17 protein-coding genes, 1 tRNA gene and 1 riboswitch are annotated in these 21456 nt (G+C 71.3%); of the genes, 9 read left to right on the top strand and 9 right to left on the bottom strand.

Going from position 1 to position 21456, the window contains the following annotated elements:
- Positions 1 to 105 precede the first annotated feature (105 nt).
- From ribD to JNX00_RS08880, 4 genes are all read right to left on the bottom strand, one after another.
- Positions 106 to 1245 (bottom strand): bifunctional diaminohydroxyphosphoribosylaminopyrimidine deaminase/5-amino-6-(5-phosphoribosylamino)uracil reductase RibD, encoded by a 1140-nt coding sequence (ribD, locus tag JNX00_RS08865; protein ID WP_204744723.1) that lies wholly within the window; start codon positions 1243 to 1245, stop codon positions 106 to 108.
- A 43-nt stretch (positions 1246 to 1288) separates the two neighbouring features.
- On the bottom strand, positions 1289 to 1738 hold the full coding sequence (gene nrdR, locus JNX00_RS08870; RefSeq protein ID WP_070398081.1) for a transcriptional regulator NrdR: 450 nt from the start codon (positions 1736 to 1738) through the stop codon (positions 1289 to 1291).
- A 16-nt stretch (positions 1739 to 1754) separates the two neighbouring features.
- Positions 1755 to 2996, bottom strand: a complete 1242-nt coding sequence (glyA, locus tag JNX00_RS08875; RefSeq protein ID WP_204744724.1) for a serine hydroxymethyltransferase — start codon at positions 2994 to 2996, stop codon at positions 1755 to 1757.
- Between the two features lie 35 nt (positions 2997 to 3031).
- Positions 3032 to 3193: riboswitch (ZMP/ZTP riboswitch) on the bottom strand.
- A gap of 51 nt (positions 3194 to 3244) precedes the next feature.
- Complete coding sequence (locus JNX00_RS08880; protein WP_116957687.1) at positions 3245 to 4123, bottom strand: lytic transglycosylase domain-containing protein; 879 nt, start codon at positions 4121 to 4123, stop codon at positions 3245 to 3247.
- 672 nt (positions 4124 to 4795) lie between these two features.
- Here JNX00_RS08880 and JNX00_RS08885 point away from each other — a divergent pair.
- Together JNX00_RS08885 and JNX00_RS08890 are read left to right on the top strand one after the other, a co-directional pair.
- On the top strand, positions 4796 to 8521 hold the full coding sequence (locus tag JNX00_RS08885; protein WP_204744725.1) for a DUF748 domain-containing protein: 3726 nt from the start codon (positions 4796 to 4798) through the stop codon (positions 8519 to 8521).
- 162 nt (positions 8522 to 8683) lie between these two features.
- On the top strand, positions 8684 to 11326 hold the full coding sequence (locus JNX00_RS08890; protein ID WP_204744726.1) for a DUF349 domain-containing protein: 2643 nt from the start codon (positions 8684 to 8686) through the stop codon (positions 11324 to 11326).
- Here the strand turns inward: JNX00_RS08890 and JNX00_RS08895 are convergent.
- From JNX00_RS08895 to JNX00_RS08915, 5 genes are read right to left on the bottom strand one after another with little or no spacing between them, the layout of a single operon-like run.
- Entirely contained in the window at positions 11316 to 12170 is an 855-nt protein-coding gene (locus tag JNX00_RS08895) for a M90 family metallopeptidase (protein WP_204744727.1), read from the bottom strand. The two genes, JNX00_RS08890 and JNX00_RS08895, sit on opposite strands and share 11 nt — an antisense overlap.
- The gene (locus tag JNX00_RS08900) at positions 12167 to 12967 is read right to left on the bottom strand and encodes a UDP-2,3-diacylglucosamine diphosphatase (protein ID WP_204744728.1); all 801 of its coding nucleotides are present in this window, start codon (positions 12965 to 12967) and stop codon (positions 12167 to 12169) included. Before JNX00_RS08900 ends, JNX00_RS08895 begins: the two co-directional genes overlap by 4 nt.
- Positions 12968 to 12984: 17 nt before the next feature.
- Complete coding sequence (locus tag JNX00_RS08905) at positions 12985 to 13491, bottom strand: peptidylprolyl isomerase (RefSeq protein ID WP_070398074.1); 507 nt, start codon at positions 13489 to 13491, stop codon at positions 12985 to 12987.
- A gap of 2 nt (positions 13492 to 13493) precedes the next feature.
- On the bottom strand, positions 13494 to 14087 hold the full coding sequence (locus tag JNX00_RS08910; protein ID WP_070398073.1) for a peptidylprolyl isomerase: 594 nt from the start codon (positions 14085 to 14087) through the stop codon (positions 13494 to 13496).
- An 11-nt stretch (positions 14088 to 14098) separates the two neighbouring features.
- Positions 14099 to 14680, bottom strand: coding sequence for a tetratricopeptide repeat protein (locus JNX00_RS08915; protein ID WP_204744729.1), 582 nt, complete (start codon positions 14678 to 14680; stop codon positions 14099 to 14101).
- 222 nt (positions 14681 to 14902) lie between these two features.
- On the opposite strand from JNX00_RS08915, the gene cysS reads away from it, so the two are divergent.
- From cysS to JNX00_RS08950, 7 genes are all read left to right on the top strand, one after another.
- Complete coding sequence (gene cysS, locus JNX00_RS08920) at positions 14903 to 16351, top strand: cysteine--tRNA ligase (RefSeq protein ID WP_204744730.1); 1449 nt, start codon at positions 14903 to 14905, stop codon at positions 16349 to 16351.
- Positions 16351 to 16989 carry a DNA-3-methyladenine glycosylase gene (locus tag JNX00_RS08925; RefSeq protein ID WP_070398070.1) on the top strand — a complete coding sequence of 213 codons (639 nt, stop codon included), beginning with the start codon at positions 16351 to 16353 and terminating at the stop codon, positions 16987 to 16989. Before cysS ends, JNX00_RS08925 begins: the two co-directional genes overlap by 1 nt.
- A 24-nt stretch (positions 16990 to 17013) precedes the next feature.
- Positions 17014 to 18000 (top strand): acetyl-CoA carboxylase carboxyltransferase subunit alpha, encoded by a 987-nt coding sequence (locus tag JNX00_RS08930; RefSeq protein ID WP_070398069.1) that lies wholly within the window; start codon positions 17014 to 17016, stop codon positions 17998 to 18000.
- Positions 17936 to 18961, top strand: a complete 1026-nt coding sequence (tilS, locus tag JNX00_RS08935) for a tRNA lysidine(34) synthetase TilS (RefSeq protein WP_239478289.1) — start codon at positions 17936 to 17938, stop codon at positions 18959 to 18961. Before JNX00_RS08930 ends, tilS begins: the two co-directional genes overlap by 65 nt.
- A 98-nt stretch (positions 18962 to 19059) precedes the next feature.
- Complete coding sequence (locus JNX00_RS08940) at positions 19060 to 20340, top strand: aspartate kinase (RefSeq protein WP_204744731.1); 1281 nt, start codon at positions 19060 to 19062, stop codon at positions 20338 to 20340.
- A 45-nt stretch (positions 20341 to 20385) separates the two neighbouring features.
- Positions 20386 to 20478: transfer RNA gene (locus tag JNX00_RS08945), tRNA-Ser, on the top strand.
- A gap of 77 nt (positions 20479 to 20555) precedes the next feature.
- Positions 20556 to 21452 (top strand): DMT family transporter, encoded by an 897-nt coding sequence (locus JNX00_RS08950; protein ID WP_070398067.1) that lies wholly within the window; start codon positions 20556 to 20558, stop codon positions 21450 to 21452.
- The last annotated feature ends 4 nt before the right edge of the window (positions 21453 to 21456 follow it).

Raw genomic sequence — 21456 nt, forward strand, 5'->3', positions numbered from 1 at the left:
CAGGCCCGCCGGGCATCAGCCGATGGACTGCATGGCCAAACGGATGCAGAACTAAGTGCTACTCACTTTGCGGTAGTTCGACCGCCAACGGTCGCGCCCGGGTGATCAGTGGTCCGTGAGAAATGCGTCTCGGCCCTCGAGCCGGGCGCGCAATCGCAGGTCGGTGCCCACCGGCAGGGTGTCCAGCCAGCGCAGGGCCACGCCGTCGGCCAAACGTTCCAGCGGGCCGAAGGGCGCCATGCCGGCTCCCTGGCCGAGCAGGCGGGGCGCCAGGTAGACCAGCAGCTCGTCCACCCAGCCCTCGCGCAGCAGGGACGCGTTGAGCTTGGCCCCGGCCTCGACGTGCAGCTCGTTCACCTCGCGCCGGCCCAGTTCTTGAAGCGCGGCGCCCAGGTCGACCTTGCCGTTCGCGCCGGGCGTCGGGAGGGTGTCGGCGCCGCGTTCCCGCAGCGCCGCGGCCCGGGGCTCGGCGGGGTCGGCATGGAAGAACCACCGCTGGCGCGGCAGGCCACCGTGCGGCGGCTCGAACAGCCGCGCCGTGGGCGGGGTGTCCAGGCGGCTGTCGATCACGGCCAGGTGCGGTTGGCGCAGCAGGCCCGGCAAGCGCGCGTCCAGGCGGGGGTTGTCTTCGAGCACGGTGCCCGCGCCCGTCAGCACGGCGCAGGCCCGGGCGCGCCATCGGTGGCCGTCTTCGCGGGCGGCTTCTCCGGTGATCCACTGGCTCTGTCCGTTGGGCAGGGCCGTGATGCCATCGAGCGAGGCGGCCATCTTCATGCGCACCCAGGGCCGGCCGCGCACCATGCGGCTGAAGAAGCCGATGTTGAGTTCGCGGCTGGCCCGGGCGATGGGGTGGTCGCCGGGCAGCAGTTCGACTGCGAGGCCGGCGGCGCGCAGCCGCTGCAGGCCTTGGCCGGCCACGCGGGGGTTGGGGTCGGTGGTGGCCACCACCACGCGCGCCACCCGGGCCGCGATCAGCGCGTCGCAGCAAGGCGGGGTGCGGCCGTGGTGCGAGCAGGGCTCCAGCGTGACATAGGCGGTGGCGCCGGCCGTGCTTTCGCCGCGCGCCTGGGCGTCGCGCAGGGCCATGACCTCGGCGTGCGGCCCGCCGGCCTGCTGGGTGTGGCCCGAGCCGATGACCCGGCCGTCCGACGCGACCAGCACACAGCCGACGCGGGGGTTGGGGTTCGACAGGCAGAGGGCCCGCTCGGCCAGTTCGAGCGCCGCCGCCAGGGGCCCGGTGCTCACCTTGCGGCTCCTGCGCGGGCGCGGGCCGCGCACCGGGGGGCCATCAGCGCTTCACCTCATCCACCAGCGCCCGGAACTCGTCGATGTCCTCGAAGCTGCGGTAAACGCTGGCGAAGCGGATGTAGGCGACCTTGTCGAGCTTTTTGAGCTCGCGCATCACCATCTCGCCGATGCGGTTGGCCGGTATTTCGCGCACGCCCAGGTTGAGCAGCTTTTCCTCGATGCGCTCGATCGCGGCATCGACCTGCTCGGTGCTCACCGGGCGCTTGCGCAGGGCCAGCGCAAAGGAGGCGCGCAGCTTGTCGGGCACGTACTCGACGCGGCGGCCGTCCTTCTTGACCACCATCGGGAAGCTGACGTCGGGCCGCTCGTAGGTGGTGAAGCGCTTCTCGCAGTGGCCGCAGCGGCGGCGGCGGCGGATGAAGTCGGCGTCTTCCGAGACCCGCGTCTCGACCACCTGGGTCTCGAGATGGCCGCAGAAGGGGCACCGCATCGCCGCCGCTCCGGGTTCAGCGGTAGACCGGGAAACGCGCGGTCAGCGCGTTGACCTTTTCGCGCACCGCGGCGATGTTGGCCGGGTCGCGGTTGTCGAGCACGTCGGCCACCAGGTTGGCGGTCAGGCGCGCTTCCTCGTCCTTGAAGCCGCGCGTGGTCATGGCCGGGGTGCCGATGCGCACGCCGCTGGTCACCATCGGCTTCTCGGGGTCGTTGGGGATGGCGTTCTTGTTGATCGTCATGTGCGCCTGGCCCAGCACCGCCTCGGCTTCCTTGCCGGTGATGCCCTTGGCGCGCAGGTCGACCAGCATCACGTGGCTTTCGGTGCGCCCGCTCACGATGCGCAGGCCGCGCTGGGTGAGCGTCTCGGCCACGATCTGGGCGTTTTTCACCACCTGCTGCTGGTAGGCCTTGAACTCGGGCGAGAGCGCTTCCTTGAAGGCCACGGCCTTGGCCGCGATCACGTGCATCAGCGGGCCGCCCTGCAGGCCAGGGAAGATGGCGCTGTTGATCGCCTTCTCGTGCTCGGCTTTCATGAGGATGAAGCCGCCGCGCGGGCCGCGCAGGCTCTTGTGGGTGGTGGAGGTCACCACGTCGGCGTGCGGCACCGGGTTGGGGTAGACGCCGGCGGCGATCAGGCCGGCGTAGTGCGCCATGTCGACCATGAAGAGCGCGCCCACGTCCTTGGCCACCTGGGCGAAGCGCGCGAAGTCGATGCGCAGGCTGTAGGCCGAGGCGCCGGCGATGATGAGCTTGGGCTTGGTCTCGTGGGCCTTGCGCTCCATGGCGTCGTAGTCGATCTCTTCCTTCTCGTTGAGACCGTAGGACACCACGTTGAACCACTTGCCGCTCATGTTGAGCGCCATGCCGTGGGTGAGGTGGCCGCCTTCGGCCAGGCTCATGCCCATGATGGTGTCGCCGGGCTTGAGGAAGGCCAGGAACACGCCTTCGTTGGCGGAAGCCCCGCAGTGCGGTTGCACGTTGGCGGCCTCGGCGCCGAACAGCTGCTTGATGCGGTCGATGGCCAGCTGCTCGGCCACGTCGACGTACTCGCAGCCGCCGTAGTAGCGGCGGCCGGGGTAGCCCTCGGCGTACTTGTTGGTGAGCTGGGTGCCCTGCGCGGCCATCACGGCCGGGCTGGCGTAGTTCTCGCTCGCGATGAGCTCGATGTGGTGTTCCTGGCGCGCGTTTTCGGCCTGGATGGCGGCAAACAGCTCGGGGTCGGTCTGTTCGATGAGGATGCGGCGGTCGTACATGGCAGTCCTGAATGACGAGGAACCTTGCGCGTGACAAGGGCTGCCCAGGCGAACGGCTGAACGCCCGGCCTGTCGGCGCGGGCGGTGCGCTTCCCAGTGGTTGTCCCGGTGGTCGCCCTGAACAGGGGGCCGGGTGTCCACGTCAGCGGCCGATCCCCGCAAGGGGTGGCCGCCTATCGCCAGTCGCGCACCGCGCTAGTTTAGCCCAGCGGGCTGCGGATCCCGCCGGCCGCGCGGGCGGGCCGCTTTCAGGACGGAATGGCCGTGGACGGGGGCGCCACCGTGGGCCGGACCTCGGCCTCGACCTCGTTGCTCGGCGCCGGGGCATTGACGGGGATGGCGCGCGCCGGCGGTGGCGCGTCGAAGTGCTTGAGCGGCTTGCCCTGGGCCACGCGCTGGATGCGCAGGTGCTCGGCCATCACGCGGTTGATGTACCAGCTGCCGTCGGTGGTGACCGCGCCCACGTAGAGGCGCAGGCCGCCCTCCAGGGAGCCGGCGCGCTTGACCGCGTCGCTCAGCACGCGAGCGCCCACGCGCAGGTTCGACAGCGGGTCGAAGGCCGCCAGTTCGCCGCCGAAGTCCTCGTACTTGTCGGTGTGCACGCGCGTGAGCACCTGCATCAGGCCCTGGGCGCCCACGGGGCTCTGGGCGAAGGGGTTGAAGCGCGACTCGATGGCCATCACGGCCAGCAGCAGCGTCGGGTCCAGGCGGCTGCGCTCGCCGATCAGGTAGGCCTCGGCCACCAGTGCGCCCACGGGTTCGGGTGCCACGCGGTATTTGCGGCTGAGCCACTGCGTGACTTTGGCCTGCTGCTCGGTCAGGTCGCGCAGGTTGGCCACGGTCACGCGGTCGATGGCGGTGGGTTCCACCTCGACGTCGCGCTCGACCATCTGCTGCGCTTCCTGGCGCTGCAGCAGCCAGCTCAGCAGCCGCTCCTCGGCGCTGGCACGCAGGTCGGCGCGCATGCCGAAGACGAGCAGGGCCACCGCGGCCACCGTGCCGAGCAGCGCCAGGCTGTTCTGCGTGGTGTGGATGAACCCCTGGTACACGTCGGAGGCGGCGTGGTTCAGGGACGATGCCAAGGCACGTGTCGTGCTCTTCTGCGGCGTCGGCGAGTGGGTCCTCATGGGTCGCTCCTTGCAGGTCGCCCGCGGCGTTCGTGAGAACGGCTCGGGCGGTCGTTGGGGGGGCTCTCGGTGGATGGCCGCGGGGGCCGGTTCCAGCGAGTGGGCCTGCCGTACAGGCCCGGGTTTACCCTCGCGTGGGCAAAAGTCGGCGGATGGTAGGGAGGCGTTAATAGCCAGTCAATGGCTTTGAACGCTGTTTGAAGAATAATTAGTAATATAAAATCGCCGGCCGACGTGCCAAATTGGACAAGTGCAGCGCCGCCGCCAATGGCCACGCGGGTTTGCGCGCGATGACAGGCGTATGACCGCTGGTCGGCCGATGCCCACCTTTCATGGGGCAAAACGGGGTTTTGGGGCGCCGGAATGGGCGGCCGGGCCGCGATTGAAAAGTTCCATGGTCGGGCGACGCGTGTGCCTTGATTCGACCGGTGGCCCGGCGTACGCTTCATCCGTCGGTCGCAGACCGGCACAGCCGACCCGGTGGAGTTCCACCGAACGGCCCCCTTGGGAGCAATCTCTTGCTCCCCGGCTGGCGGGACATCACCCTCCCACCACCCAACCGACGGCAAGCGCTTCATTGCCCGCCGTCAACCCCGGCGGGTTTTTCCCGCCGGGGTTTCTTGTTTTTGGGGCCGTCATGCGGCGTGGCCCTGGCTTGCGCGACACTCGCGCATGGCCGACACCGCAACGGATTCCCCCGTCCCCCTTCCGCCCGCTGCCACGCCGCGCTCGCGCCTCGCGCGGCGCCTGGCCTGGGTGGTCGCCGGCCTGCTGCTGCTGTGGGGCCTGACCTGGCTGGGCCTGCCGCCGCTGCTGAAGTGGCAGCTGCAAAAGCAGGGCAGCGAGCGGCTGGGCCGCGCGGTCACGGTGGAGCAGGTGCGCTTTCACCCCTGGTCGCTGGAGCTGTGGGTGGATGGCCTGCGGGTCGCCGGCGCCGAGGGCGCCGACGAGCTGCTGTCGGTGAAGCAGCTCTATATGAATGCGGAGCTGCAGTCCCTGGTGCGGCTCGCGCCGGTGATCGATGCCCTGAAGGTCGACACGCCGCGCCTGGCGCTGCGCCACCTGGGGCAAGGGCATTGGGACTTCGACGACGTGCTGCAGCGCCTGACGCCGCCGCCGCCCAGCGGGCCCCAGGACGACTCGCCCGCGCGCTTCGCCGTCTTCAATATAGAAGTGGTCAACGGCCAGGCCAGCGTGCGGGACGAGCCCGTGGGCGTGACCCACCACCTGGACGGTCTGCAGATCGCCGTGCCCTTCCTGAGCAACCTGGGGTCGCGCCGCGAGGTGGTGACCGAGCCGCGGCTGGCTTTCACGCTCAACGGCAGCGCCTTCGACAGCCGCGTGGCCACCACCCCATTCGCCGAGGACCACCAGACGCGCGCGCGCCTGCAGATACCCGAGCTGGACCTGGCGCCCTACCGGCCGTACTGGCCCAAGGCCTGGCCGGTGCAGCTCACCTCGGGGGCGCTGCACCTGGACCTGACGCTCGACTTCGAGCAGCACGCCGAGCCGACCCTGGTGGTGGCCGGCACCGCGGGCCTGTCGAACCTGCGCCTGGACGAAGCGGGTGGTGCGCCCCTGCTGCTGTCGCCGCGCCTGGACGTGGCGCTGCAGCGCGTGGAGCCCCTGCGCCGGCGCGTGGCGCTGGGCGCGGTGCGCTGGCAGGGACTCGAACTCGACTTGCGCCGCGACGCGCAGGGGCGGCTCAATCTCCAGCGGCTGTCGGCCAGCTGGCCCATGGCCCCGGCGGCCGAGGCCAAACCCGTCCCCGCCCCGGCGCCGGAAGCGGCCTGGCAGCTGGCCGTGCAGGGCTTCGAGCTCAGCGAGGCCCTGGTCCGCTGGCGCGACGCCTCGGTGCAGCCCCGGGCCGAGCAGGACCTGCGCATCGCCTCACTCACGCTTGCGCCGATCGCCTGGCCGGTGAAGGAACCCGCGCGCCTGCAGCTCGCCGCCGCCGTGGGCGAGGCCACGCTCAAGGCCGAGGGCGAGGTCGCGGGCGACCGCGCCCAGGTGCGCGCCGCGCTCGACAACTGGGGCCTGCGCCTGGCCGCGCCCTACCTGGCCAGCGTGCTGACGCCCGAACTCGACGGCCGCGCCCGCGCCAGTCTGGTGTTCGACTGGGTGCGCGGCGCCGAGGGCAAGCCCGACCAACTGGGCCTGCAGGGGTCGGAGCTGGTGCTGGAAAAGCTGCAATTGGGCCCGGCCAAGCGCCCGCTGGCCCGGCTGGACAGCCTGCGCCTGGCCGAACTGAAGATCGACCTGGCGAAACACCACGCCGAGCTGGGCCAGGTGGCGCTGGACAACCCCGTGTTCGACGCCCACCGCGACGCGCAGGGCCGCTGGATGGTGGAGCGCTGGCTCCAGCCCGCGCACGCCGCCCCGCCCGCCGGGCCGGCGGCCACGAAAGAAGCGGCCCAGGCCGCCCAGGCGGCCGAGCCCGCCGCGCCCTGGACCTGGCGCCTGGCCGACGCCCGCCTGCGCGGCGGGCGCGTGCGCTTCATCGACGACAGCAAGGCCAACCCGGTGCGGCTGGACCTCGACCGCTTCGACGTCCGCCTGCAGGACCTGCAGCCCCCCGGCGAGCGCGCCCCCGAGGCGCCGCTGAACCTCAAGCTGCGCGTGGCCGGCGGCGGGCCCACCGCCGGCACCGTGGCCGCCGACGGCCGCCTGCGCCTGCCCGGTCCGGCCGGCGCCGGCCCCGACCTGCACTGGCGCGGCCGCGTGCAGGTGGAGCGATTTCCCGTGCACGCGCTGGAGCCCTACCTGGCCGACTACCTCAACCTGGAGCTGCTGCGCGCCGACACCAGCGTGCGCGGCGACATCGACCTGACCCTGCCGGCCAATGGCCCGCGCGTGCAGGCCGCGGTGGACCTGGCGGTGGAGGACTTCCGCGCCAACACCGGCTCGCCCGGCGAGGAACTGCTGCAGTGGCAGTCGCTGCAGGTGCGTGGCCTGCGGGTGCGCCAGGCGCCGGGGCAACCCCTGTCGGTACAGGTGGCCGAGACCGTGCTGAGCGACTACTACGCGCGCATCGCCATCGACCCCAACGGGCGCTTCAACCTGCAGGACCTGGTCAAGCCCGCGCCGGGCGAGCCGGCCGCGCCCGCCGCCCCGGCGGCCACCGCCCCGGCACCCGGCGCGCCCGCGCCCAACGCCGCCACCACCACGGCCGCCGCGCCGCCGCCCGGCCCGGCGGCCGACATCCGCATCGGCCCGATCAGCCTGGTCAACGGCCGCATCCTGTTCTCGGACCACTTCGTGCGGCCCAACTACAGCGCCAACCTCAGCGAGGTCACGGGCTCGCTCAGCGCGTTCTCCAGCACCCCGGCCGCGCCCGGCCAGCCGCCCGAGATGGCCACGCTCTCGCTCAAGGGCCGCGCCGAGGGCACGGCCACGCTGGACATCAATGGCCGCATCAACCCGCTGGCCACGCCGCTGGCGTTGGACATCAAGGGCGTGGTGCGCGACCTGGAGCTGCCGCCGCTGTCGCCCTACAGCGTGAAGTACGCGGGCTACGGCATCGAACGCGGCAAGCTCAGCGTGGACGTGGCCTACCAGGTGGAGCCGAACGGCCAGCTCACCGCCAGCAACCAGATCGTGCTGAACCAGCTCGCCTTCGGCGAGCGCGTGCCCGACAGCCCGGCCAACCTGCCGGTGAAGCTGGCCGTGGCCCTGCTGGCCGACCGCAACGGCGTGATCGACATCAACCTGCCCATCAGCGGCTCGCTCAACGACCCGCAGTTCCGGCTTGGCCCGGTGATCGTGCGGGTCATCGTCAACCTGATCGGCAAGGCCATCACGGCGCCGTTCTCGCTCATCGCCAGCGCCTTCTCGGGCGGCGGCGCGGACGCCAGCCAGATCGGCTTCGATCCCGGCCGTGCCGAGCTGAGCGACGCCAAGCGCACGCAGCTCGAGTCGCTCGCCAAGGCGCTGGAGAACCGGCCGGCGCTGCGGGTCACCATCGTGGGCCACAGCAACCTGGAGGCCGAGCGCGCGGGCTGGCAGCGCGCCCGGCTGGACGGGCTGCTGCAGGCCGAGAAGCGCCGCCGCCTGGCGCGCGCCGGCGGCGAGGTGCCCGCGCGCGTGAGCGTGAGCGCGCAGGAGCGCCCCGAACTGCTGCGCGAGGCCTACCGCCGCGCCGACATTCCCAAGCCGCGCAACCTCATCGGCCTGGCCAAGGACATTCCGCTGGAAGAAATGGAGGCGCTGCTGCTGGCCGCCCAATCGCCCACCGAGGACACCATGCGCGAGCTGGCGGTGGCGCGCGCGGTGGCGGTGAAGGACTTCCTGGCCGGCCTGCGCTTGCCCGAGGACCGCCTGTTCCTGGGCGCGCCCAAGACCCAGGCCAGCGGCGACCAGTGGGTGCCGCGGGCCGAACTGCAACTCGCGCCGCGCTGAGCGGCGCGACCGCGGGTAAGCCGGCGCCGCGCTGAGCGGCGCGACCCGGGGAAAGCCGGCGCCGCGCTGAGCGGCGTGACCCGGGGAAAGCCGGCGCCGCGCCAAGCGGTGACAATACGCGTTTCTCCGCGCGGCCCGCCGCGCATCCGCTGCCCTTTTCACATGTCGCTGTTTTCTCCGCGCCAGACATCCGTCCCCGAGCCCGCCGTGAACACCCCCTCCAACCCCAAGTCCGCCAACGCCCATCCCCTGGACGCGCTCACCGGCGGCGTCTTCTCGGCCCCCACCGCCGGCGAGCGCGCCGCGCGCGTGCGCGATTGGCTCGCCACCGATCCCTCGGCCGAGCACATGAACGAGGTGTTCAAGGAGCTCAGCCAGCGCGACCGCGGCGCGGCCAAGGCGCTGAAGGAAAAGCTCGACGAGCTCAAGCGCCAGAAGTCGCAGGAGCAGGCGGCCAGCGAATGGTCGGCCAAGGCCGAGGCCCTGCTGGCCGCGTCGCGCCTGAACCTGGCCGATGCCCTGGCCTGGCAGCGCGACGCCGCGCGCGCCGGCGCGCCGCTGTCGCGCGAGCCCCTGGCCACGCTGCGCCAGCGCCTGGCCGAGCGCATCAAGTCCATCGAGGACCTGCAGCACGCGGTGCAGGTGGAGCGGGAGGCCGCCGTGCTGATCGCCCAGCGCATCGAGGTGCTGTCCACCAAGCCCTGGCAGGAGGCCCGCCAGGCCGCCGACGCGCTGCGCGGCGACGTGGCCCAGTGGCAGCAGCAGATCGACGGTCTGACACAGGACCCGCAATGGGCCAGCGTGGAGGCCAAGTTCCCGCCCATGCTCGAGGCCTCGCGCCAGCAGCTGCAGCTGGTTTGGGACGCCTTCGATGCCGCGCTGGCCCAGGCCACGGCGGCCGCCGCCGACGCCAATGCCCCGCTGCCGGCCGTGCCCGTGTGGGCCGACGAGTTGCGCGCCGCGCGCGGCCTGGCACCCGCCGAGCAGCAGGCCGCCAACGAGCAGGCGCAACAGGCCCAGCAGGCGCGCCGCGAGCGCGCCGGCGCCGAGATCGAAAAGGCCGTGGCCGCGCTCGAGGCCGAGGTGGCCGAAGGCCATGGCAAGGCCACGCCCAAGGCCGCGGCCGAGCTGCGCCAGCTGCTCAAGCAGCACGGCCGCCTGATCGGCCAGGCGCTGGAAGCGCGCGCCCATGCCGTGCTGTCGCAAGCCGGTGAACTCGAAGGCTGGCAGCGCTGGCGCGCCGACCAGCTGCGCGAGGAGCTGGTGGCCAAGGCCGAGGCGCTGACGCAGGCACCCGAGGGCCAGCGGCCCACCGGACGCAAGCTGCAGGAAGCCATCCGCCAACTGCGCGAGCAGTGGAAGACCACCGACCAGGGCGGTGCGCCCAACCACGCGCTCTGGAAGCGCTTCGACGAAGCCTGCACCGAGGCGCACAAGGGCGTGGAGGCCTGGCTGTCGCAGGTGCGCCAGCAGGCCGAGGCCACGCGCGCCCAGCGCCAGGCCATCATCGACGAACTCAAGGCCTGGACCGCCGCGCACGCCGAGAGCAGCGACTGGAAAGCCCAGCTGCGCGAGCTGCACGCCTTCTCCGAGCGCTGGCGCCAGGCCGGCCACCTGAGCGAGAAGGCCTTCGCCGAGGTGCAGCCGCTGTGGAAGGACACCATGCACCAGGCGCACGCGCGCCTGGAGGCCGCGCAGGCCGAGAGCGTGGCGCGCCGCCGCGCCTTGATCGAGGAGGCCGCCGCGCTGTCGCAGGCGCAGCCGCTGCGCATCGACGCCGTGAAGGCCCTGCAGCAGCGCTGGCAGGCCGAGGCGCACGCCGTGCCGCTCGACCGCAAGCAGGAACAGAAGCTGTGGGAGGCCTTCCGTTCGCCCATCGACGCCGCCTTCGAGCGCAAGACCAGCGAGCGCCAGCAGCAGGCCGGCGCGCTCAGCGCCGTCGACCAGCGCGTGCTGGACGCCTCGCGCGAGCTCGAAGCCGCCACGCAGTCGGGCGACGCACAACGCATCCGCGCGGCCATGGCCGCGCTGGAGGCCGCCGGGCGCGCGGCACCACCGGCGGCCACGCCGGCCGCGGCGCCAGAGGCCGCCGCTGGCGGGGAGGCCGCACCGGCCGACGGCGCCGAGGCCGCGCCCGCGCCCACCGCGCCTCCGGCCGCGCCGCGCAAGCTGGTGGCCATGCGGGGCGACGACCGCCCCGGTGCCAGGAAAGCCGAACCCGCGCCCCGCGACCCGCGCCGCGATGGCCGCTCCGGCCGCCCCGACGCGCGCGGCGGCCGAGACGGTCGCGATGGCCGTGACCGCCGCGACTTCCGCGATTCGCGCGAGGACCGCGAACCGCGCGGCCCGCGCCTGGGCGACACCGCCTTCCGCGCGCAGCGCCAGGCCATGGAAGCCGCGCAAGCCAGCTTGCGCCGCCTGGCCGAGCAGGCGCACGGCGAGGTGCTCACCCAGGTGCTGGACGCCTGGCGCGCGCGCGACGCGCAGCAGCTGCCCGCCGCGCAGGCCCTGGGCGGGCGCGTGGCGCCGGCTCAGCGTTCGGCCTGGGTCTCCGCGCTCGGCCAGCCCGCGAATGCCTTGCCCGCCGAGGCCCTGCTGCGCCTGGAGATCGCCGCCGAGGCGCCGACCCCGGCCGAGCACCTGAGCGAGCGCCGCCTGCTGCAGCTGCAGTTGCTCACGCGCCGCAACGCGCCATCGCCCACGGAAACCTGGGCGCAGGACGTGGCCCAGGTGCTGGGCGGGGCGCACGACGAGAAGTCGGCGCGGCGGCTGCAGGCCGCGCTGAAGGCGCTGCTCAAGCGCTGAGCGGGCGCGCGCTGAGGAAGAAGGCGTCGTAGAGCGCCAGCAGGGCGGGGAACTCCTGCCCGAAGCGCTCGCGGTTCACGAAGTAGGCCTCGCAGGTCACGGCGAAGAACTCGGCCGGGTCCTTCGCGGCGTAGCCGTCCAGCCAGGGCGGCTCGCCGCCGAAACGCTCGGCCATGGACACGGCCTCGCGGAAGCCGTCGAAATGCGCCGCCATCACGCGCTGCCAGCGCGCGCGGGCCTCGCGCGGATCGCGCGTGCCCAGGAAGCCCTGGGGCAGGGTGGGCGCGCCCTGCGGGTGCTCACCGGCCTGCAGCTCGCGCATGTCCATCTTGTGCACGAACTCGTGGATCACCACGTTGTGGCCGATGGCGGCGCGCTCGCCCGCGCTGGCCACGTCCTCCCAGCTCAGCATCAGCGGGCCGCCGTCCATGGCCTCGCCGGCCAGGGCCTCGGTGTACTCGTGCACCACGCCAGCGGCGTCGTGCACCTTGCGGCGCGCCAGCACGGCGCCGGGCTGCAGCACGATGCCCACGAAGTCGTCGTACCAGTCGAGCAGGTCGGGCGCGCGGCGCAGGGCGCGCCCATCGGGGCCGTGCAGGTGCAGCAGCGGGCGGCAGGCCTGCGCCGCGATGGACAGCGCCATGGCGTCGGTGACCACCAGGCCGTTGGCGCCGCTGAATTCCTTCTCGACCAGGAAGTGCTGGCACAGCAGGCGCAGGCGCGCGCGGTCCCCACCGTTCAGCGCGGCGAGGAAGGGCAGGGCCGCGAGCGTGTCGCGCCACAGGGCCTCGGGAATGGGGGCGGGGCGGCGCCAGCGGCGCCGCAGCGAGGCCAGCCAGCTCACGCGGCGCTCACCCGCTGCGCGCCGCGCTCGCTCAGGCGCAGCGCATCGGCGCGCGGCGGCTGGGCGAGCGCGTCCCAGTCGCTGAGCACGAGGCGCCGGCGCCCCGGGGCCAGCGCGTGCTCGGCCGGGCGGTGCGTGTGGCCGTGGATCAGCGTGGCGGCGCCGGCATGTTCCAGCCAGGCGGTGGCCGCGTGGGCGTCCACGTCCGCCCACAGTCCGGGGTCGGGGCCCAGGCTGCGCTTGCGCGCCTCGCTGCGCGAGCGCAGATCGCGCGCGATGGCCTGGCGTTCGACCAGGGGGCGGGCAAGGAAGTCGCGCTGCCAATCGGCGCCGCGCACCTGGGCGCGAAAGCCCTGGTAGTCGGTGTCGGCCAGGCACAGCGCGTCGCCGTGGCTGAGCAGCCAGCGCTGACCGGCGAACACCAGCACGGTGGGGTCGTGCAGGGCCGTCATGCCGCAGGCGGCCAGGCCCTCGGGGCCGAGCAGGAAATCGCGGTTGCCGGCGATGAAGAAGGTGGGGGTGTGGCGGGCGAAGCCGCTCAGGGCCTGGGCGCAGCCGCGCCAGAAGCGGCGGTCGGCGTCGTCGTGGGCCTCGTCGGGCGCGAGCAGGTCGTCGCCGACCCAGACCTCGAACAGGTCACCCAGGATGAAGAGCGCGTCGGGCCGGGGCGCGCGCGCGAGGTAGGCGAGCCAGGCGGCGTGTGTGGCCGGATCGCCCGCGTGCAGGTGCAGATCGGAGATCAGCTCGACGGATCGCCACGACGCGGGCGCCACCAGCTCGGGGAAGCGCTCGGTCATGGGCGTGGGCCGGTCGCTCAGACGGCGACCGCTTTCTCGATCACGACGTCGGTCTTCGGCACATCGTCGTGGAAGCCGCGGCGGCCCGTGGGCGCGCCCTCGATCTGCTTGACGATCTCGCTGCCCGCGACCACCTTGCCGAACACGGCGTAGCCCCAGCCCTGCGCGCTGGGCGCGGTGTGGTTGAGGAAGCCGTTGTTGGTGACGTTGATGAAGAACTGCGCGGTGGCCGAGTGTGGGTCGCTGGTGCGCGCCATGGCCACGGTGTAGACGTCGTTCTTGAGGCCGTTGTTGGCCTCGTTCTGGATCGGCTTGTCGGTGGGCTTCTGGTTCATGCCAGGTTCGAAGCCGCCGCCCTGGATCATGAAGCCGGGGATGACGCGGTGGAACACGGTGTTGTCGTAGTGGCCCTTGTTCACATAGGCCAGGAAGTTGGCGGTGGACTGCGGCGCCTTCTCGGCATCGAGTTCGAGCGTGATGACGCCCATGCCGGCGATGTGCAGTTCGACTTTCGGATTGGCCATGTTCATTTCTCCAGGCTGGCTTTGACGATGGTGACGGGGGTCTGCGGAACGTTCTGGTGCATGCCGCGGTTGCCGGTGGGCACCGCGCGAATCTTGTCGACCACGTCCATGCCGGCGACCACCTTGCCGAACACGGTGTAGCCGTGGCCGTCGGGCGAGGGCGCGTTGAGGCCCGGGTTGTTCACGACGTTGATGAAGAACTGCGAGGTGGCCGAGTCGGGGTTGCCGGTGCGCGCCATGGCGATGGCGCCGCGGTCGTTCTTCAGGCCGTTGCCGGCCTCGAGCGGCACGGGCGCGCGCGTGGGCTTTTGCTGCATGTCGGCCGTGAAGCCGCCGCCCTGGATCATGAAGTTGCCCATCACGCGGTGGAACACCGTGCCGTCGTAGTGCTTGTCCTTGACGTACTGCAGGAAGTTCTCGACCGTCTTCGGCGCCTTGGCGGGGTCGAGCTCGACGACGATGTCGCCGAGCGAGGTGGACAGGCGCACGCGCGGTGCCTTGCTGTCCTGGGCCCGGGCGGTGAAGGCCAGCGCGAGCGCCAGACTGGTGGTCAGGGCGGTGGCCAGGCGGGCGAAGCCGCGTCGGTGCAATGTCATGGGCGAAATCCTCAGCGGGGGGTGGTGGCCAGCAGGCTCTGCACGGCTTTGAGTTTGGGTGCCAGGCGCGGGTTCTGCGCGTCGACGTCGCGCGCGCGCTGCCAGGCGCGCTCGGCCAGCCGCGCATACACGTCGCCCAGGTTCTCCAGCGCCACGGCGTAGCGCGGGTTGGCGCGGATCGCGGCCTCGAGCGCGACGCGGGCTTCGTCGTAGCGGCCGGCCGCGGCGTGCAGCACGGCCAGGTTGTTGTGCGGCTCGGGCAGCTCGGGGTTGTCCTGCGTGAGGTTGGTGAAAGTCTCGAGCGCGGCCGCGCTGTCGCCCTTCTGGTTCTGCGCCACGCCCAGCAGGAAGCGCATCTGCGGATCACGCGGGTTGCCGCGCAGGTAGTCCTGCGCGCGGCTCAGGGCCTGGTCCAGCTGCTGGGCGCGCATGAGGCGCGAGACCTCGTCATAGGCCGAGGGCGCGGGGATGCTGGGCGACTGGGCCTGCGCCAGCCAGGGCAGGGCGGCGGCCAGGCCGACCAGCAGCGCTCGGGTGACACCACGGAAACAAGCGAGGACGGCGCGGTCCAGCGGTGAAGCTCGGTGAGACATGGAACCTCATGGGATGCGCCGGGCGAAGCGGATGCCCGACCAGTGGCGCCCATCGGTGCGTGCGTGCGCGGGATGGGCGTCGATATACTGACGCATTGTATCTGAGGGGTACCGGCGAGCCGGTCGTTTCAGACCGTGCCTGCGGGGCGCCGGACCCGTGAGGCGCCGCGCTGGCGAGCGTGGTTGGAAGCGGTCGGCACCGCGCCTGCCCTGCGCCTTGCGATGACCCTGCATATCCACAACACCCTCACGCGCCGGCTCGAGCCTTTCGCGCCCATCGAGCCCGGCCACGTGCGCATGTACGTTTGCGGCATCACGGTCTACGACCTGTGCCACGTGGGCCACGCCCGCTCCAACATCGCCTTCGACGTGGCTCGCCGCTGGCTCGAGGCCAGCGGCTACCGCGTCACCTTCGTGCGCAACATCACCGACATCGACGACAAGATCATCCGCCGCGCGGTGCAGAACGGCGAGACGGTGCGCGGCCTCACCGACCGCATGATCGCCGCCATGTACCAGGACTTCGATGCCCTGGGCATCGCGCGCCCCACGCACGACCCGCGCGCCACCGACTACGTGCCGCAGATGCTCGACATCGTGCGCACGCTCGAAGACAAGCAACTGGCCTACCGCGCGGCCGACGGCGACGTGAACTACGCGGTGCGCCGCTTCCCTGGCTACGGCAAGCTCTCCGGCAAGACGCTCGACGAACTCCAGGCGGGCGAGCGCGTGGCCGTGGCCCAGGGCAAGGGCGACCCGCTGGACTTCGTTCTCTGGAAGGCGGCCAAGCCCGACGAACCCGCCGACGCGCAGTGGGACTCGCCCTATGGCCGCGGCCGTCCGGGCTGGCACATCGAGTGCTCGGCCATGGCCTGCGCGCTGCTCGGCAAGACCTTCGACATCCATGGCGGCGGCGCCGACCTGCAGTTCCCGCACCACGAAAACGAGATCGCGCAGAGCGAGGGCGCCAACGGCGTGCCGCTGGCCGCGGTGTGGATGCACAACGGCTTTGTCAACGTCGACAACGAGAAGATGTCCAAGAGCCTGGGCAACTTCTTCACCATCCGCGAGGTGCTGCAGAAGTACGACGCCGAGACGGTGCGCTTTTTCATGCTGCGGGCCCACTACCGCAGTCCGCTCAACCACAGCGACGCCCATCTGGACGACGCGCGCGCCGCGCTCAAGCGCCTGTACACCGCGCTGTCGGTGGTGAACGCGGCGGACGTTTCCATCGACTGGAGCGAGCCCTTCGCCGCGCGCTTCAAGGCCGCGATGGACGACGACTTCAATACGCCGGTGGCCTTGAGCGTGCTGTTCGAGCTCGCGAGCGAGGTCAACCGCGGCAAGGACCCGCGCCACGCGGGCCTGCTGCGCGCGCTGGGCGGTGTGCTGGGGTTGTTGCAGGCCGATCCGGTGGCATGGTTGCAGGGCGGGCCATCTAGGCATCATGAAGCGTTTGGCGCCCTTGTTGGTCAGGGCGCCTACGTCTCTGGCAATGCCCATGTGACATCGGGCTTGGACGAGCTCGCGATCGCCGCGCGCATCGCCGCGCGCGCCGCCGCCAAGAAAGCCCGCGACTTCGCCGAAGCCGACCGCATCCGCAACGAGCTGCTCGGCCAGGGCATCGTGCTGAAAGACAGCGCCGCGGGCACCACCTGGGAGCGCGCCTGATGAGCGCCGTGCTGACCGTGCCCGAGCCCGCGTATTGGCAGGACGCCTGCAAGCACCTGATGAAGCGCGACCGCGTGATGAAGAAGCTCATCCCGCGCCACCCCGACGTGTGCCTGCAGTCGCGCGGCGACGCCTTCGTCACGCTGGCGCGCAGCATCGTGGGCCAGCAGATTTCGGTGAAGGCCGCCCAGTCGGTATGGGACCGCTTCGAATCGCTCACCCGCAAGATGACGCCCGCGCAGGTGCTCAAGCTCAAGGTGGACGACATGCGCGCCGCCGGCCTGTCGGTGCGCAAGGTCGAGTACCTGGTGGATCTGGCGCTGCATTTCTCGGACAAGCGCGTGCGCGTGAACGAGTGGCCGCACATGGACGACGAGGCCATCATCGCGGAGCTGGTGGCCATCCGCGGCATCGGCCGCTGGACGGCCGAGATGTTCCTCATCTTCCACCTCATGAGGCCCAACGTGCTACCGCTGGACGACATCGGCTTGCAGAACGGTATCAGTCAGGCCTATTTTTCGGGTGAGCCCGTCAGCCGCAGCGAGATCCGCGAGGTGGCCGGCTCCTGGGCCCCGTTCTGCAGCGTGGCCACTTGGTATATTTGGCGGTCGCTCGATCCGCTCCCCGTGAGCTATTGAGCCGCCTGAGCAAAGGAGCCTATCTTGGCCAAAAAGAACTTTCTCGACTTCGAGCAACCGATCGCGGAACTCGAATCCAAGATCGAGGAACTGCGCTACGTCCAGACCGAATCGGCGGTCGACATCTCCGAAGAGATCGACAAGCTGGCGTCCAAGAGCCTGCAGCTCACCAAGGACATCTACAGCAACCTCTCACCCTGGCAGATCACCAAGATCGCGCGCCACGCCGACCGGCCCTACACGCTGGACTACGTGCGCGAAATCTTCACGCACTTCGTCGAGCTGCACGGCGACCGCCACTTCTCCGACGACCTGTCCATCGTCGGCGGCATGGCGCGCTTCAATGGCCAGCCCTGCGTGGTCATCGGCCACCAGAAAGGCCGTGACACGAAGGAGCGCGGCCTGCGCAACTTCGGCATGACCAAGCCCGAGGGCTACCGCAAGGCCCTGCGGCTCATGAAGCTGGCCGAGAAGTTCAAGCTGCCGGTGTTCACCTTCGTCGACACGCCGGGCGCCTATCCGGGCATCGACGCCGAAGAGCGTGGCCAGTCCGAGGCCATCGGTCGCAACATCTTCGAGATGGCGCAGCTCGAGGTGCCCATCATCTCCACCATCATTGGCGAGGGCGGCTCCGGCGGCGCGCTGGCCATCGCCGTGGCCGATCAGGTGCTGATGCTGCAGTACTCGGTGTATTCGGTGATCAGCCCCGAGGGCTGCGCCTCCATCCTCTGGAAGACCAGCGAGCGCGCGAGCGACGCGGCCGAGGCCCTGGGCATCACGGCGCACCGCCTCAAGGCCCTGGGCCTGGTGGACAAGATCGTCAACGAGCCCGTGGGCGGCGCGCACCGCGACCACAAGCAGATGGCCGCCTTCCTCAAGCGCGCCCTGGGCGATGCCTACCGCCAGGTGGCCGACCTCAAGGTGAAGGAACTGCTGGAGCGCCGCCATGCGCGCCTCGATGGCTATGGCCGCTTCACCGACACCAAGGCCGAGGCCAAAGACCGCCGCTGAGGCGGACGCTTTCCCCGGTGCCGCCGAGCTGCAGCGCTGGGCGGCGCGCCATTCCCTCGATCAGGACACCACGCCGATCGGCATCGCCTGCAGCGGCGGCGCCGACTCGGTGGCCCTGCTGCTGGCCGCGCACGCGCGCTGGCCGGGGCGCTGCGTGGCACTGCACGTGCACCATGGCCTGCAGGCCGCGGCCGACGGCTTCGAGGCCTGCGTGCGTGAGGTCGCGGCGTCCCTGGGCCTGCCCGTGCACGTGGCCCGCGTCGACGCCCGGCACGCACCGGGCCAAAGCCCCGAGGACGCGGCCCGTCTCGCGCGCTACGCCGCGCTGGCGGGCCTGGCGCGGGACCGGGGCATCGGCTGGGTGCTGCTCGCGCAGCACGGCGACGACCAGGCCGAGACCGTGTTGCTCGCGCTCTCGCGGGGCGCGGGCCTGCCCGGCCTGTCCGCCATGCCCGAGGCCTTCGAGCGCCATGGCCAGCGTTTTGGCCGGCCCTGGCTCGGCGTGCCCGCGCACACGCTGCGTGAAGCGCTGATCGCGCGCGACCAGCGCTTCGTTGACGACCCCAGCAACGGCGACGAGCGCTACACGCGCAACCGCATCCGCGCGCAGTTGATGCCGGCCTGGGCGCGCGCCTTTCCGGGCTACCGCGCGGCGCTCGCGCGCAGCGCGGCGCACGCGGCGCAGGCGCAGCGCCTGCTGGACGAACTGGCGGCGCTGGACCTGGCGGCCACCGGCGAGCCGCCGCGCATCGTGGCGCTGCAGGGCCTGTCGCGCGACCGCCAGGCCAACACCCTGCGGCACTGGCTGCGCCGCGCGCACGGCGTGGCGCCGAGCGCCGCGCAGCTCGACGAACTGCTCGACCAGGTCGGTGCCTGCCGCACGCGCGGCCACGCGATCCGGCTCAAGGTGGCCGAGGGTTTCGTGGTGCGCGACGGCGCGTGCCTGGCCTATACCCCCTAGGTATAATCCCGCGGTTCTGCCCGGCCCCAGTGGCTGTGCGGCGCGCGCCCCGACGAAGCCCTGAAGGACGCGCCGCGCCGCGTCCTTCCTCCCTTCCAATGGCCCTCATCGTTCACAAGTACGGCGGCACCTCCATGGGGTCGACCGAACGCATCCGCAACGTCGCGCGTCGCGTCGCCAAATGGCACAAGGCCGGCCACCAGATGGTGGTGGTGCCCAGCGCCATGAGCGGCGAAACCAACCGCCTGCTGGCGCTCGCCAAGGAAGTCGCGCCCGCCAAACCGGGCAAGTCCTATGGCCGTGAACTCGACATGCTGGCGGCCACCGGCGAGCAGGCCTCGTCCGCGCTGCTGGCCATCGCGCTGCAGGCCGAAGGCCTGGAGGCGGTGAGCTACGCGGGCTGGCAGGTGCCGATCAAGACCAACGACGCCTACACCAAGGCCCGCATCGAATCCATCGACGACGCGCGCGTGCGCGCCGACCTGGACGCGGGCAAGGTGGTCATCGTCACCGGCTTCCAGGGCATCGACGACGGCGGCAACATCACCACGCTGGGCCGCGGCGGCAGCGACACCTCGGCCGTGGCCGTGGCCGCGGCGCTCAAGGCCGCCGAGTGCCTGATCTACACCGACGTCGATGGCGTCTACACCACCGACCCGCGCGTGGTGCCCGAGGCGCGCCGCCTGTTGCGCGTGAGCTTCGAGGAAATGCTGGAGATGGCCAGCATGGGCTCCAAGGTGCTGCAGATCCGCTCGGTGGAGTTCGCGGGCAAGTACCACGTGCCGCTGCGCGTGCTCTCCAGCTTCACGCCCTGGGACATCGACCTGGCCGAAGAAGCGGCCTCCGGCACCCTGATCACTTTTGAGGAAGACGAAGACATGGAACAAGCCGTCGTTTCCGGCATTGCCTTCAACCGCGACGAGGCCAAGGTCTCGGTGCTCGGCGTGCCCGACAAGCCCGGCATCGCCGCGCAGATCCTGGGCGCGGTGGCCGACGCTAACATCGAGGTCGACGTCATCATCCAGAACCTGAGCAAGGACGGCAAAACCGACTTCAGCTTCACGGTGCACCGCAACGAATACCAGAAGACGCTGGACCTGCTCAAGTCGCAGGTCGTGCCCGGGCTGGGCGCCGCCGACGTGGTGGGCGACAACCGCATCTGCAAGGTCAGCATCGTGGGCATCGGCATGCGCAGCCACGTGGGCGTGGCCAGCCGCATGTTCCGCTGCCTCAGCACCGAAGGCATCAACATCCAGATGATCTCCACTTCGGAGATCAAGACCTCGGTGGTCATCGACGAGAAGTACATGGAGCTGGCCGTGCGCGCGCTGCACCGCGAGTTCGATCTCGACCAGGCCGCCGACACGATCAGCGCCTGAGAGGGCCTGGCCCGCTTGTGCTTTGGGGCATAATGCGGGCTTCGCGGAGTGATGACCGAGTGGCCGAAGGTGCTCCCCTGCTAAGGGAGTATGGGGTGTAGAGCCTCATCGAGGGTTCGAATCCCTCTCACTCCGCCAGATGTTCACATCGACAAGGCGCCCTGCGGGGCGCCTTTGTTTTTTGCCCTCCTGCTGTTGTTGCCGCCGGACCCGCCATGTCTCAGAGCCTGTCGCGCACCGCGTTCGCCACCCTGTTGCTCATCGCCTTCATGATGGGTGCCAACCACGTGGCCGCGCGCCTGGCCTTCGACCACGGCGTGACCGTGGCCACGGCCGTGACCTTCCGCAGTGGCATCACCGCGCTGGTGGTGGCCGGCATTCTGTTTTTCTACCGCGTGCCCCTGGCGCTCACCGCGCGGCACCGCAAGGCGCTGCCCGCCATCGGACTGCTGGTGGGCGTGCAGAGCCTGTGCCTGTACGCGGCGGTGGCGCGCCTGCCGGTGGCGCTGGCGCTGCTGGCCTTCAACACCTACCCGCTGTGGACGGCGCTGTGGTCGCGCATCGTCTACGGCCAGAAGCCGGCACCGCACCTGCTCAAGGCCATGCCGCTGATGCTGCTGGGCCTGGCGCTGGCGCTGGACGTGTCGGGCGCGGCCTCGGGCCTGGGCGCGGGTGGGCACTGGGCGCGCATCGGTGTGGGCGTGGGCTTCGCGCTGGCGGCCGCCGCGAGCTTCGGGTTGGCGCTGGTGTTCACGCAGCACGAGGCGGGCGATCTCGACGGCCGCCTGCGCACCGCCACCACCATGGGCATCGTCGCGGTGATCGCGCTGGCCGCGAGCGCCACGCAGGGCGGGCTGCATTTCCCGAACGCCCTGCCGGGCTGGTGGGGGCTGCTGGGCCTGACCTTCCTCTATGGCACGGCCTTCACCATCATGTTCACGGTGCTGCCGCGCCTGGGGGTGGTGGGCAACTCGGCCATCATGAACATCGAGCCCATCTTCGCGCTGGTGCTGGCCTGGGTGTTCCTGGGGCAATCGATCGCGGCCATTCAGGTGGCCGGCGGCCTGATCGTCGTGGCCACGGTCATGTGGCTGGGCCTGCGCAAGGGCTGAGGCC

This window comes from Hydrogenophaga sp. YM1, assembly GCF_016903055.1.
In the GTDB taxonomy this organism is placed as follows: Bacteria; Pseudomonadota; Gammaproteobacteria; order Burkholderiales; family Burkholderiaceae_C; genus Hydrogenophaga; species Hydrogenophaga borbori.

What these genes read in the sequence shown, in the direction of transcription:
- tilS (WP_239478289.1), top strand. Translation starts at nt 17,936, where the DNA reads ATGCGCGCCTCGATGGCTATGGCCGCTTCACCGACACCAAGGCCGAGG.
- JNX00_RS08885 (WP_204744725.1), top strand. Translation starts at nt 4,796, where the DNA reads ATGGCCGACACCGCAACGGATTCCCCCGTCCCCCTTCCGCCCGCTGCC.
- JNX00_RS08950 (WP_070398067.1), top strand. Translation starts at nt 20,556, where the DNA reads ATGTCTCAGAGCCTGTCGCGCACCGCGTTCGCCACCCTGTTGCTCATC.
- JNX00_RS08910 (WP_070398073.1), bottom strand. Translation starts at nt 14,087, where the DNA reads ATGACATTGCACCGACGCGGCTTCGCCCGCCTGGCCACCGCCCTGACC.
- glyA (WP_204744724.1), bottom strand. Translation starts at nt 2,996, where the DNA reads ATGTACGACCGCCGCATCCTCATCGAACAGACCGACCCCGAGCTGTTT.
- JNX00_RS08890 (WP_204744726.1), top strand. Translation starts at nt 8,684, where the DNA reads ATGTCGCTGTTTTCTCCGCGCCAGACATCCGTCCCCGAGCCCGCCGTG.
- JNX00_RS08915 (WP_204744729.1), bottom strand. Translation starts at nt 14,680, where the DNA reads ATGTCTCACCGAGCTTCACCGCTGGACCGCGCCGTCCTCGCTTGTTTC.
- JNX00_RS08900 (WP_204744728.1), bottom strand. Translation starts at nt 12,967, where the DNA reads ATGACCGAGCGCTTCCCCGAGCTGGTGGCGCCCGCGTCGTGGCGATCC.
- JNX00_RS08940 (WP_204744731.1), top strand. Translation starts at nt 19,060, where the DNA reads ATGGCCCTCATCGTTCACAAGTACGGCGGCACCTCCATGGGGTCGACC.
- cysS (WP_204744730.1), top strand. Translation starts at nt 14,903, where the DNA reads ATGACCCTGCATATCCACAACACCCTCACGCGCCGGCTCGAGCCTTTC.
- JNX00_RS08925 (WP_070398070.1), top strand. Translation starts at nt 16,351, where the DNA reads ATGAGCGCCGTGCTGACCGTGCCCGAGCCCGCGTATTGGCAGGACGCC.
- nrdR (WP_070398081.1), bottom strand. Translation starts at nt 1,738, where the DNA reads ATGCGGTGCCCCTTCTGCGGCCATCTCGAGACCCAGGTGGTCGAGACG.
- JNX00_RS08880 (WP_116957687.1), bottom strand. Translation starts at nt 4,123, where the DNA reads ATGAGGACCCACTCGCCGACGCCGCAGAAGAGCACGACACGTGCCTTG.
- JNX00_RS08905 (WP_070398074.1), bottom strand. Translation starts at nt 13,491, where the DNA reads ATGGCCAATCCGAAAGTCGAACTGCACATCGCCGGCATGGGCGTCATC.